Raw genomic sequence first — 12057 nt, 5'->3', positions numbered from 1 at the left:
GAAATGAGAAAGGGGGATTGACCTTGAACGTTCAGTTTAAAAAAGGTGTGTTAGAACTGTGTGTTTTGGCACTTGTGAAACGTAAAGATTGTTACGGTTATGAACTTGTACAGCAAATCTCAAATAAATTTTTAATATCGGAAGGGTCAGTGTATCCTTTATTACGTCGTTTAACGAAAGAAGGGTATTTTCAAACGTATTTGAAAGAATCTACGGAGGGGCCGCCTCGTAAATATTATCAACTAACTGAGCAAGGGGAAACGCAACTAAATTTGTTAGTAACAGAGTGGCGTGATTTTGCAAAAGGCGTACAAGAAATTATTGAAGGGGTGGAATGGGATGAGTAAAGAACAGTTTCTTAAAGAATTATCAAGTCATCTTAGAAAGTTACCGGAAGAAGAGAGGAAAGATATTTTATTTGATTATGAAGAGCATTTTCAGTTTGGGAAAGAAGAGGGGAAAACTGAATCGGAAATAATAAAAGGCCTTGGCTCTCCGAAAGTAATTGCCAAAGACTTACTTGCTTTGTATCGCTTTGATGAAATGAAAAAGGACCCATCTACTTCGAATATAACAAGGGCTGTCATGGCAGCGATTGGACTTAGTTTGTTTAATTTCATTATTGTGTTAGGCCCGTTAGTTGCAATTATCGCTTTTATATTTTCTTTTTGGGTTGGTGGGATTGCTAGTGTAGTGACACCATTTTTTGTTATTGCAAAAGTATTTATGGGTACTTTTATATGGTTGGATGTATTCGTTAGTATAACGTTTGTTGGAGTAGGTTTGTTGTTATGTATTATCGCTTATTATAGTACGAAGTGGTTTAAAAAGTTATGCGTACGTTATGTAATATGGAACTTCAAAATGATAAAAGGGGAGTAGATGATGAAAAAAATATTGTTAGTAGCAATTGCTTGTATCATTATTGGAGTAATAGGGATTTCACAAACATATGAAAAAGCAGTACAAACTGCAGAACAAGGAAACAAAGAAGACGTTATTAAAAACGAAACATTAAAAAATATAGAAGTTAAGTTAGACGCTGGGGATATTGTTGTCCAAAAATCCCCCGACTCTTCTTTTTATGTAAAGCACACAGGAGATGCACGTAAACAAAAGGTTCGTATTGCCGAAGATGGTGACACATTAAAGATTATTGGGGAAAGAGAAAAAGGTGCTTCATTTGATTTTTCTTTTTACAATTTCAAGTTTCAAACGTCTACATTGACTATATTTGTACCAGAACGTTCTTACCATGAGATAAAAGTAAATTCATCTGCTGGACAAATAGAAATAAGTGATGTGAAAAGTGATCGTGTAACTGTTGGGACCCTCGCTGGAGAAGTGAATTTAAAACATGTCACAGCTAAGAGTGTGGAGGGATCTTCAAAAGCTGGTGAGGTGAACTTTAAAAAGGTAATCGGGAAGGTAATAGCGAAAACGGCCAGTGGGGAAGTGCATATTATGGATCATGATCCTAAGTATGATGTAGAGGCAAGTTCAACTGCTGGCGATGTAGATATTACCTTATTAGAAAAGCCGCAAGATGCAGTTATAACGGGGCAAAGCGCTGCTGGCGAGGTGATGATTTTTAATGAAGAAAATAAAAATATAACGATTGGCAATGGTAGTAAAAAGATTAGCGGTAAAACAGCTGCTGGCGATGTGACGATTGAAACTCGTTCATAAGAAATAGAATTATATGAAAATCTATCAAAATACAAAAAAGAAGATAATTACCGTATATAAATAAGGTAATTATCTTCTTTTATTATGCTTAATGTAAATCACGATATACGCCAATTACTTTTCCGATAACTGACACTTGTTTTAAAATGATAGGTTCTAATGAAGAGTTTTCCGGTTGTAGACGGAAATGGTCTTTTTCTTTATAGAAACGTTTAACAGTTGCTTCGTTATCTTCTGTTAAAGCGACTACAATTTCACCGTTGTATGCAGACTGTTGTTGGCGAACAACAACTAAATCCCCATCGAAAATACCAGCCTCAATCATACTATCTCCAGAAATACGTAACATAAACACTTGGTCTGCTCCAGCAACAATGCTAGCTGGAAGTGGGAAGTGATCTTCTACACTTTCAACTGCTGTAATCGGTAATCCAGCAGTAACTTTTCCGATAATTGGAACTTGAATAACAGATTGTGTTTCTGCATCCATTCGATCGTCACCTAAAATTTCAATTGCTCGTGGTTTTGTTGGATCGCGTCGAATATATCCTTTTTCTTCTAGTCGTGATAAATGTCCGTGCACTGTAGAACTAGAAGCGAGGCCGACCGCTTGACCAATTTCACGTACGGAAGGTGGATATCCTTTTTCTTGTACTTTTAGCTTAATAAAGTCGAGAATGTCTTGCTGGCGTTTCGTTAACTTTTCCATGTTTTCTAACACCTCGTTTTCTTTCATTTTTCTTATTAATAAGTATAACATGCGAAAAAACATTCTACAAACATAAGTTCGAACAAAAGGCGAATTTATGTTACACTGGAGGGAAATAATAGTGAGAAAGAGGGGTTCGTAATGAATGCAATTATTTATGCGCGTGTGAGTACAACGAAAGAAGCGCAAGAAACGTCATTATTACGTCAAAAAGATGAATTATTGCATTTAGCTGAGCGCTATCAAATGAATGTTGCTAAGGTAATTGAAGAACAGGCTAGTGGGTATACGATTGAACGTGACGGTATATTAGAAGTGCTGGATACCATTCGAGACGAACAAATTGATGTGCTACTCATACAAGATGAAACGCGCCTTGGTAGGGGGAATGCAAAGATTGCATTAATGCACTGTTTACATAAAGAGGGAATAAAAGTATACACGCATACGCATAATGGAGAATTACAATTATCGGATTCTGATTCGATGGTATTAGATATTATTGGTATTGTTGAAGAGTATCAAAGAAAGATTCATAACTTGAAAATTAAACGTGGTATGCAACGTGCAGTAGAAAAAGGTTATCGTCCAGAAAATAATTTGAAGAATCGTCATTTAAGCGTAGGACGAGAGAAGAAAGAAGTGCCGATTGAGGAAATTGTACGTTTGCGCAAGAGTGAACTTACTTTTGAAGAAATTGCGGCAACGCTTCGCGGCTTTGGTCATAATGTTTCAAAAGCGACTGTACATCGTAGATATGTAGAGTATACAAAGCAATTGCTTGATAAAGAGGACTAACTATTGTATGATAATAATCAGTTTTGAGTAAAAGGGGGATTCGAGATGCAAAGTCACGAACTCATTGAACGCATTAACTTCTTAGCGAAAAAAGCAAAGGCTGAAGGCTTAACTGAAGAAGAACAACGTGAGCGCCAATCGCTACGTGAACAATATTTAAAAGGATTTCGTCAAAATATGTTAAACGAACTTAAAGGAATTAAAGTTGTTAACGAAGAAGGTACTGATGTTACACCGGCGAAATTAAAAGCTTTAAAAAAGCAAGATAATGCAAAATTAAACTAAAAGATGGGCGAAGCCCATCTTTTTTATTTATTATATCCGTTATTTAATAACTTTCCAGTTATTATTGACTGATGCTTCTATCTTTTTGTGCTTCAATATATAGTTAGCGATAAGTTCAGACATATCTGTTGGTATGTCTTTTATTACGGGCTTATTTTGAAACATAAAGAAGTTTCCTCCGCCGCTTGCGCGATAATTATTCATAACGACGTCATATTCTTCATCCATATTAAGAGGAGCGCCTTTATACTGTAAAGATTCTACTCTCTCGCCAATAGGTTTGGAAATGTTTAATACGTACGAAATCCCTTCCCACATATCATAATTATAGTGCTGTGGCTTCGGTTCTATGAAGGTAGGGTTTACGATGATAGTTCCATCTGCATGTAATGTGAAATAAGAAGCAGAGAGTTCAAGGGCGTTTTTTATATCTGCTCCAGTTATTCTAATTACTTTTAATGTATTTGGATAAATATAATTAGAAACGATGTCACGCATTGTTACATGACCAGGGAAACCTGGAGATGTATTATGGAATAAGCTTGTACAAGAAATAGAAACATTAGTTATATCCATCTGTATCTTATTTATGAATTCAATAAAAGGATGGTCTTGCAAACGAGTTTGCATAGCGTCTGAAATTTGCATATCCCCATAGATTAGTCCAATAGGTTGATCGAGCCAATTTTGTGTTTTCTCTTCATAATCGGTAACCAAGGAAAGCATATGTTGGTCCGCTGCAATTCCTCGCACGGGCAATAATTGTGAATAACTCTCTTTTTTTACCCATTTTTGTTCTGTTTTCTCGAATGTTACTGTTATTTTTCCAACAGAGTGTCCATTGCATCCAGTCTGTAAAACTGTTACACCATTTATTACGGTGTGAGCGATTTCCCGGTGTTGGTGGCCTGTTAGTAAAATATCTATGCCTTCAATTTCATGGCACATTGCATAACCTTGGTTTTCACCTGTTAAAACTTCAGTCGGTACCCCGGTTTGTAAATCGTGTTCAAATCCTCCATGATACGCTACGACTAGTAAATCTGGTTGCTCTTGTTCGCGAATGTAAGAAACCCATTTTTTTGTTGTTTCTAATGCATCTTCAAATTGTAAATCTTGAATGTGATGAGGTTGTTCCCAATTAGGAATGTAATGCGTTGTCATTCCTAAAATAGCGATTTTTATATTTGATTCAATATGTTTTATTATATATGGTTTCCCGAAATAAGGTTCTTTTCTGTTTGTATCTAAAATATTTGCTGATAGATACGGGAAGTTTGCAGTAGAAATAGCATGATTTAATACGTCCATTCCATAATTAAATTCATGATTCCCGATAACTGCAGCATCATAACGTAAATAGTTCGCTAATAAGGACATTGGATTTTTCTTATCTTTTGCATATGTAGCGTAATGATAAGTAAAGGGTGTACCTTGTATGAAGTCACCGTTATCAATTAAAAGAACGTTTCTGTTTTCGGAACGTTCTTTTTTTATAAGAGTAGAGATTTTAGCTAAACCAATTTCAGCTTGAGAGTTATCTTGGTAGTGAATTGGATACACAGTACCGTGTATATCACTTGTTAATAAGATGTTTAAAATTACAGTTTGATTTTGATTCAATATCATTCACCTTTTCTATTGTTATCTACTAGTTAAGCATATCAAATATATGAAGAGAATTTTAATGAGAATGTATAGAATGTGTAAAGATTCTGTAAATAAACAATTATTAATAAAAATGTGTGATATATTTCTTCATGTTTACGGAAGGTAATTTATAACAACAAAAATGGAGGCTTTAATATGTTGAAAAAAGTTTTTGCAATGAGCACGACAGTTGTACTGGCGGCGGGATTATTAAGTGGCTGTGGAACGAAGGAATCTAGTGCAAGTAAAACTGAAGATACGAAAAAAGGTTATGTACCGAAGACGTTAAATGTACAATTTGTTCCTTCTCAAAATGCAGATACGTTAGAGGCGAAGGCGAAACCATTGGAAAAGCTATTAAGTGATAAATTAAATATCCCGGTAAAAGTTAGTATTTCAACGAATTACAATACAATTGTAGAAGCGATGGCATCTAAGCAAGTAGATGTAGGCTTTTTACCACCAACAGCATATGTGCTAGCACATGAGAAAAAGGCTGCAAACGTAATTTTACAAGCACAACGTTTTGGGGTGGATGATGAAACCGGAGCTCCTACAAAGGATTTAGTAGACTTTTATAAATCTGAGTTTGTAGTTAAGAAAGATTCAAATATTAATAGTGTAAAAGATTTAAAAGGTAAAAAAATTGGTTATCAAGATGTAACGTCATCAGCGGGATACGTATGGCCTGCGGCTGTATTGTTAAAAGAGGGTGTTGATCCGCTAAAGGATGTGAAACCTGTTACATTAAAAGGACACGATCAGTCGCTTATTGCACTTTTAAATGGTGATGTAGATGCAGCGGTTGTATTCCAAGATGCTCGTAATATTGTGAAAAAAGATTATCCGAATATATTTGATCAAACGAAAATAGTGAAATTTACAGAGAAAATTCCGAACGATACGATTTCGGTACGCTCTGATTTAGATGAAGAGTGGAGCAAGAAATTACAGGATGCTTTCATTGAAATAGGAAAGAATGAGGAAGGTCACAAAATCATTAAAGAAGTATATTCACACGAAGGCTATGTTAAATCTGATGATAGTAAATTTGATATCGTTCGTGAATATGGAAAGAAAGTAAAAACGCAATAATACATATGGAAATGGCGGCTAACTGGAAGGATTTATTTTCAGTTAGTTTGCCGTTTTGAATACATAGAAGGTAGGTAAGATGTGTGATAGAGTTTCGAAATGTTTCCAAAGTGTATCCGAATGGTACAAAAGGATTGAATAATATAAACTTGAACATTCAAAAAGGCGAGTTTGTTGTAATGGTAGGGCTGTCTGGGGCTGGAAAGTCTACACTTCTAAGATCGGTAAACCGTCTTCATGAGATTACAGAAGGCGAAATTATGATTGAAGGTGAGTCTATTACTGCAGCGAAAGGAAAAGGATTACGCCGCATGCGCCGAGATATTGGTATGATCTTTCAAAATTTTAACCTTGTAAAGCGATCAACGGTATTGAAGAACGTATTAGCTGGCCGTGTAGGGTATCATTCGACACTGCGTACAACGTTAGGGCTATTTCCAAAAGAAGATTTGGAGCTTGCCTTTCAATCGTTAAAAAGGGTGAATATTTTAGAAAAAGCATATGCGCGAGCTGATGAATTATCAGGAGGACAACAGCAACGTGTATCGATTGCTAGAGCGTTGGCGCAAGAAGCGAAAATCATATTGGCAGATGAACCTGTTGCGTCGTTAGATCCGCTAACAACAAAGCAAGTATTAGATGATTTGAAAAAAATTAATGAAGATTTTGGAATTACAACAATTGTAAACTTACATTCTATTGATTTAGCTAGGCAATATGCGACACGCATTATTGGATTACATGCAGGCGAAATTGTTTTTGATGGTTCAGTAGAAGAGGCAACGGATGAAAAGTTTGCTGAAATTTATGGAGACGTAGCGCAGAAAAGTGAATTATTAGAGGTGGCAGTTAAATGAATGACGTGACGATATATTCGAAATCGATACCGAGGCCGCCGAGTAAGTTGAAACATATGTTAACGGCTATGCTAGTCATTTTACTGTTGTGGGGAAGTAGTGTACAGGTCGACGCATCATTTTCAAAACTAGTAGTTGGTTTTCCTAATATGATTGATTTGTTAAAAGAGATGGTGCCGCCAGATTGGAGTTATTTTCAAGTTATTACAACAGCGATGTTAGATACAATACGTATGGCGATTATTGGGACGACTTTAGGAGCGATTTTAGCTATTCCACTGGCACTATTTGCGGCAAGTAATGTGTTTACTAGTACATTTTTATACGGTCCAGCTCGATTGATTTTAAATTTTATCCGAACAATACCAGATTTATTATTAGCGGCGATTTTTGTAGCTATTTTTGGAATAGGACCACTTCCAGGTATTTTGGCTCTTACTTTTTTCTCAATTGGGCTCGTGGCGAAATTATTGTATGAGTCAATTGAATCGATTGATCCAGGTCCATTAGAAGCGATGACTGCAGTAGGAGCAAATAAAGTGCAATGGATTGTTTATGGGGTAATGCCGCAAGTGAAAGCACATTTTGTCTCCTATGTTCTTTATACATTTGAGGTGAACGTACGTGCAGCAGCTGTTTTAGGTTTAGTAGGGGCAGGTGGTATTGGATTATATTATGACCGTACACTTGGGTTTTTACAATATCAACAAACTGCTTCTATTATTATCTATACTCTTGTTGTTGTATTGTTAATTGATTATGTAAGTACATTGTTGCGGGAGAAATTATAATGAGTAAAGCGACGTTAATCGTACCAAAACCGAAGAAACCGAGTGTGTATCGCTGGTTTATTTTTATAGCACTTACATTTGTTTATGTATGGGCTTTTTCAGGAGTACCGTTAGAGGGAATCAAAGATACGGCGGGAGAAATTACAAAGGCAATTATGACAGGTGTATTGAATCCAGATTGGGCATATGTATCTTTGCCAGATGGTGAAGATTTATTACATGGTTTAATTGATACGTTGGCAATTGCGATATTAGGTACATTTATTTCTGCCTTTTTATCTGTTCCATTTGCTTTTTGGGCAGCAACGAATATGAGCAGTGGGAAATTAACTTCAGGAACTGGAAAATTTGTACTTAGTTTTGTTCGTACATTTCCTGAATTAGTTATGGCTCTTTTATTTATAAAAGCTGTTGGACCAGGATCTTTTGCCGGAGTTCTAGCTTTAGGGTTACACTCTATTGGGATGTTAGGAAAACTATATTCAGAAGGAATTGAAAATATAGATAAGGGACCGACGGAAGCGTTAATAGCAACGGGTGCGAATCGCTTTCAAATACTTTGGTATGCAGTATTACCGCAAGTATTACCGGATTTTCTATCGTATACGTTATACAGGTTCGAAATTAATGTACGATCCGCTGCTATTTTAGGCGTTATTGGAGCAGGTGGGATTGGTACGCCTCTAATTTTTGCACTGAGTTCACGCAATTGGTCTCGTGTGGGGATTATTTTATTGGGCATCATTTTAATGGTAATTATCATTGATTATATTTCAAGTTCGATACGGAAGAAAATTGTATAATTTATTTTAAGCACCTATAAAAGGTGCTTTTTTATATAATAAGAATAATAAATGTGAGTAATAGGGGGGATAATTTGGCTTTACAGCATGAGTTTGTATTTGTTTCGAATGAAAAAAAAGGATTGGATTTTATAGATATAGATTGGATTGAACGTTGTTTTCTATATAAAGAAGAGGCAACGATAGATGAGTATGTTGTATTAAGTGATGAGCTAATCGTATATATATTAGATTTTACTCATTGGATTCCGACCTACTATCCAGCGAAAAGAGCAGAAGGATTTGGAATTCACTATTATGGTATTACGAAAATAGAACAGCAAGGGGCAGTGATAGCAGAACAATTATTTTGTTCGCTAGTTAGCATGTTTTCTTTAGCGCCAGAAACAATCGAATTGACAGGACAGTTTCAATGGGAAAATGATAAAAATACGGATGGAGAATATGAAAGATACGTATTTGATCGAGATAAATTATGCCAAGATTTACAGTCGTTTATTTATTTGCTTCGCAGAGTGAAAAATGGGGAAGGATATATTTTGCATTATGGAATTTGAAAATGATGAATAAATATACAGATAATTCCCTTTCTTTTTAAAATAAAAACAATGAAAAAGTATGTCATATTGAATGCCCATACATTCCAGAAAACCTTGATTTTTTTATGAAAAACCAAAAAAATATCAACATATTTGTCGATACATGTTGTATAATCTTGCGTGGGAAGCTATCATATAAATGTATAAAACGTTTACTAATATAAGCGAAGGGAAGAATAGCATGTCACATTCAATCGAACAACTTTCTATCAACACGATTCGCACATTATCCATCGATGCGATTGAAAAAGCAAACTCTGGTCACCCAGGAATGCCAATGGGTGCAGCACCAATGGCTTATACATTATGGACTCAATTTATGAAACACAATCCAAATAACCCAACGTGGTTTAACCGTGATCGTTTCGTATTATCTGCAGGTCATGGTTCAATGTTATTATACAGCCTACTTCACCTATCTGGTTATGATCTAACAATGGATGACTTAAAGAACTTCCGTCAATGGGGAAGCAAAACTCCAGGACATCCTGAGTACGGTCATACAGCTGGTGTAGATGCAACTACTGGTCCACTTGGACAAGGTATTGCAACTGCTGTAGGTATGGCAATGGCTGAAAGACATTTAGCTGCTAAATACAACCGTGATGCGTATAATGTAGTAGATCATTATACATACGCTATTTGTGGTGATGGAGATTTAATGGAAGGCGTTTCTGCTGAAGCATCTTCATTAGCTGCTCATTTACAATTAGGTCGTCTTGTTGTGCTTTACGATTCAAATGATATTTCATTAGATGGCGATTTAAATCGTTCATTCTCTGAAAGTGTAGAAGATCGTTACAAAGCATACGGATGGCAAGTAATCCGTGTTGAGGATGGAAACGATATTGAAGCTATCGCGAAAGCAATTGAAGAAGCGAAAGCTGACGAAAAACGCCCAACGCTAATTGAAGTAAGAACGACAATTGGTTTCGGTTCTCCAAACAAATCAGGAAAATCAGCTTCACATGGTTCTCCGCTTGGTGTAGACGAAACAAAATTAACGAAAGAAGCATATGCTTGGACTGCTGAGCAAGACTTCCATGTAGCAGAAGAAGTATATGACAACTTCCGTAAAACGGTACAAGATGTTGGTGAAACTGCGCAAGCAGCGTGGAACACTATGCTAGGTGAATATGCACAAGCATACCCAGAATTAGCAAACGAATTGCAAGCAGCAATGAATGGTCTTCTTCCAGAAGGTTGGGAGCAAAACTTACCAACTTATGAATTAGGATCAAAAGCAGCAACTCGTAATTCTTCAGGTGCTGTAATTAATGCAATTGCAGAGTCTGTACCATCATTCTTCGGTGGATCTGCTGACCTTGCTGGTTCTAACAAAACATATATGAATAACGAAAAAGACTTTACAAGAGATGATTACAGCGGAAAAAACATTTGGTACGGTGTACGTGAGTTCGCAATGGGTGCAGCAATGAACGGTATTGCATTACATGGCGGTTTAAAAACTTACGGTGGTACGTTCTTCGTATTCTCTGACTACTTACGTCCAGCAATTCGCCTTGCAGCATTAATGCAATTGCCAGTAACGTATGTATTCACACACGACAGTATCGCTGTTGGTGAAGATGGTCCAACACATGAACCAATCGAGCAATTAGCAGCGCTACGTGCAATGCCAAATGTATCTGTTATTCGTCCAGCTGATGGTAACGAATCTGTTGCAGCTTGGAGACTAGCTCTAGAATCTACAAACAAACCAACTGCTTTAGTATTAACTCGTCAAGACCTTCCAACATTAGAAGGTGCAAAAGACGATACGTATGAAAAAGTAGCAAAAGGTGCATATGTAGTTTCTGCAAGCAAGAAAGAAACAGCTGATGTAATCTTACTTGCAACTGGGTCTGAAGTAAGTCTAGCTGTTGAAGCACAAAAGGCTCTAGCAGTAGACGGCGTTGACGCAGCTGTTGTCAGCATGCCATCTATGGATCGCTTTGAAGCTCAAACTGCTGAGTACAAAGAATCTGTATTACCAAAAGCAGTAACAAAACGTTTCGCAATCGAAATGGGTGCTACATTTGGATGGCACCGTTACGTAGGTCTTGACGGAGATGTGTTAGGTATCGATACATTCGGTGCTTCTGCTCCTGGTGAGAAGATTATGGAAGAGTATGGATTTACTGTAGAGAACGTTGTGCGTAAAGTAAAAGAAATGCTTTAATGATTTTAGAAAAATCTCTCCGGCATGGAGAGATTTTTCTATGTAAATGAGTTTTTTCGACAGAAAAAGTTTTTTATCTCTCCGCAGTCAGACAATCATTGCAAAATTTCTTCTATATAATGAAGAGAAAAGGTTGTCCAGATTGGGAGGCGAAGGATGAAAACGTATGAATTGTATTTAATTCAAGAGGATATTGCGAAAGCTTACTTTGGTCGTGAATATTTGTTTTTTGATTTATTTGCTCGATTTTCAGAATCTGGGTCCCTTTCGGAAAAAAAAGTGTTATACAAACAAATGATGTATATAACGATGCCATTACAGGTAATGAAAATTCATCATAAATTAGAACAAGCTTTGCGCGTTCTTGGTAAATATGATCGAACACATCATACACATACACTTTATACAGGAGCGGAATACGGCGAAATAATGGTAAAACCACACTATATTCGCATGAATACCTCTGGAAATGTCTCTATGGAAACGACTTTCTTTGAGGTGTTAAGAAAGTGTGAATTAACATTTTTAGCTATGGATTATGAAAATACAAAGTACGGATGGCTGAATCCTCTAAAACAAGTACGAACATATGTGTAAAA

General features: G+C 36.4%; 14 protein-coding genes. 12 read left to right on the top strand and 2 right to left on the bottom strand.

Annotated features, from left to right (window positions below; genetic code table 11):
- Nucleotides 1-23: 23 nt before the first annotated feature.
- From ACHZK0_RS17715 to ACHZK0_RS17705, 3 genes are read left to right on the top strand one after another with little or no spacing between them, the layout of a single operon-like run.
- Nucleotides 24-347: a PadR family transcriptional regulator gene (locus tag ACHZK0_RS17715; protein ID WP_001102620.1), complete on the top strand. Its 324-nt coding sequence runs from the start codon at nt 24-26 to the stop codon at nt 345-347.
- Entirely contained in the window at nt 340-882 is a 543-nt protein-coding gene (locus ACHZK0_RS17710; protein ID WP_087981581.1) for a DUF1700 domain-containing protein, read from the top strand. Before ACHZK0_RS17715 ends, ACHZK0_RS17710 begins: the two co-directional genes overlap by 8 nt.
- Nucleotides 883-1689 (top strand): DUF4097 family beta strand repeat-containing protein, encoded by an 807-nt coding sequence (locus tag ACHZK0_RS17705; protein ID WP_395760756.1) that lies wholly within the window; start codon nt 883-885, stop codon nt 1687-1689.
- Between the two features lie 88 nt (nt 1690-1777).
- Here ACHZK0_RS17705 and lexA read toward each other — a convergent pair whose 3' ends face one another.
- On the bottom strand, nt 1778-2398 hold the full coding sequence (gene lexA / locus ACHZK0_RS17700; protein ID WP_016086752.1) for a transcriptional repressor LexA: 621 nt from the start codon (nt 2396-2398) through the stop codon (nt 1778-1780).
- 141 nt (nt 2399-2539) lie between these two features.
- On the opposite strand from lexA, the gene ACHZK0_RS17695 reads away from it, so the two are divergent.
- Both ACHZK0_RS17695 and ACHZK0_RS17690 read left to right on the top strand, forming a co-directional pair.
- Nucleotides 2540-3196, top strand: coding sequence for a recombinase family protein (locus ACHZK0_RS17695; protein ID WP_061677970.1), 657 nt, complete (start codon nt 2540-2542; stop codon nt 3194-3196).
- Nucleotides 3197-3241: 45 nt separating this feature from the next.
- Complete coding sequence (locus tag ACHZK0_RS17690; RefSeq protein ID WP_001190582.1) at nt 3242-3481, top strand: DUF896 domain-containing protein; 240 nt, start codon at nt 3242-3244, stop codon at nt 3479-3481.
- A 39-nt stretch (nt 3482-3520) separates the two neighbouring features.
- Here the strand turns inward: ACHZK0_RS17690 and ACHZK0_RS17685 are convergent, their stop codons facing one another.
- The gene (locus tag ACHZK0_RS17685; protein ID WP_395760755.1) at nt 3521-5104 is read right to left on the bottom strand and encodes a bifunctional metallophosphatase/5'-nucleotidase; all 1584 of its coding nucleotides are present in this window, start codon (nt 5102-5104) and stop codon (nt 3521-3523) included.
- Nucleotides 5105-5287: 183 nt separating this feature from the next.
- Between ACHZK0_RS17685 and ACHZK0_RS17680 the strand changes: the two genes are divergently transcribed.
- From ACHZK0_RS17680 to sirA, 7 genes are all read left to right on the top strand, one after another.
- Nucleotides 5288-6226: a phosphate/phosphite/phosphonate ABC transporter substrate-binding protein gene (locus ACHZK0_RS17680; RefSeq protein ID WP_000915073.1), complete on the top strand. Its 939-nt coding sequence runs from the start codon at nt 5288-5290 to the stop codon at nt 6224-6226.
- Between the two features lie 83 nt (nt 6227-6309).
- Nucleotides 6310-7083 carry a phosphonate ABC transporter ATP-binding protein gene (gene phnC, locus ACHZK0_RS17675; RefSeq protein ID WP_061677974.1) on the top strand — a complete coding sequence of 258 codons (774 nt, stop codon included), beginning with the start codon at nt 6310-6312 and terminating at the stop codon, nt 7081-7083.
- Entirely contained in the window at nt 7080-7874 is a 795-nt protein-coding gene (gene phnE / locus ACHZK0_RS17670; RefSeq protein ID WP_262742943.1) for a phosphonate ABC transporter, permease protein PhnE, read from the top strand. Before phnC ends, phnE (ACHZK0_RS17670) begins: the two co-directional genes overlap by 4 nt.
- On the top strand, nt 7874-8677 hold the full coding sequence (phnE, locus tag ACHZK0_RS17665; RefSeq protein WP_262742944.1) for a phosphonate ABC transporter, permease protein PhnE: 804 nt from the start codon (nt 7874-7876) through the stop codon (nt 8675-8677). Before phnE (ACHZK0_RS17670) ends, phnE (ACHZK0_RS17665) begins: the two co-directional genes overlap by 1 nt.
- A 74-nt stretch (nt 8678-8751) precedes the next feature.
- The gene (locus ACHZK0_RS17660; protein ID WP_270606940.1) at nt 8752-9234 is read left to right on the top strand and encodes a coproporphyrinogen III oxidase; all 483 of its coding nucleotides are present in this window, start codon (nt 8752-8754) and stop codon (nt 9232-9234) included.
- A 223-nt stretch (nt 9235-9457) separates the two neighbouring features.
- Nucleotides 9458-11458, top strand: a complete 2001-nt coding sequence (tkt, locus tag ACHZK0_RS17655) for a transketolase (protein WP_262742945.1) — start codon at nt 9458-9460, stop codon at nt 11456-11458.
- A gap of 156 nt (nt 11459-11614) precedes the next feature.
- Nucleotides 11615-12055, top strand: coding sequence for a sporulation inhibitor of replication protein SirA (gene sirA / locus ACHZK0_RS17650; RefSeq protein ID WP_000860645.1), 441 nt, complete (start codon nt 11615-11617; stop codon nt 12053-12055).
- The last annotated feature ends 2 nt before the right edge of the window (nt 12056-12057 follow it).

The sequence above is a fragment of the Bacillus sp. 3G2 genome (genome assembly GCF_044324725.1).
GTDB lineage: Bacteria > Bacillota > Bacilli > Bacillales > Bacillaceae_G > Bacillus_A > Bacillus_A mobilis.
This window is presented reverse-complemented; position numbering and strand designations above follow the sequence as displayed.

Coding starts and splice junctions, on each gene's coding strand:
- ACHZK0_RS17710 (WP_087981581.1), top strand. CDS start 340: ATGAGTAAAGAACAGTTTCTTAAAGAATTATCAAGTCATCTTAGAAAG.
- ACHZK0_RS17705 (WP_395760756.1), top strand. CDS start 883: ATGATGAAAAAAATATTGTTAGTAGCAATTGCTTGTATCATTATTGGA.
- lexA (WP_016086752.1), bottom strand. CDS start 2,398: ATGGAAAAGTTAACGAAACGCCAGCAAGACATTCTCGACTTTATTAAG.
- ACHZK0_RS17695 (WP_061677970.1), top strand. CDS start 2,540: ATGAATGCAATTATTTATGCGCGTGTGAGTACAACGAAAGAAGCGCAA.
- ACHZK0_RS17690 (WP_001190582.1), top strand. CDS start 3,242: ATGCAAAGTCACGAACTCATTGAACGCATTAACTTCTTAGCGAAAAAA.
- ACHZK0_RS17680 (WP_000915073.1), top strand. CDS start 5,288: ATGTTGAAAAAAGTTTTTGCAATGAGCACGACAGTTGTACTGGCGGCG.
- phnE (WP_262742943.1), top strand. CDS start 7,080: ATGAATGACGTGACGATATATTCGAAATCGATACCGAGGCCGCCGAGT.
- phnE (WP_262742944.1), top strand. CDS start 7,874: ATGAGTAAAGCGACGTTAATCGTACCAAAACCGAAGAAACCGAGTGTG.
- tkt (WP_262742945.1), top strand. CDS start 9,458: ATGTCACATTCAATCGAACAACTTTCTATCAACACGATTCGCACATTA.
- sirA (WP_000860645.1), top strand. CDS start 11,615: ATGAAAACGTATGAATTGTATTTAATTCAAGAGGATATTGCGAAAGCT.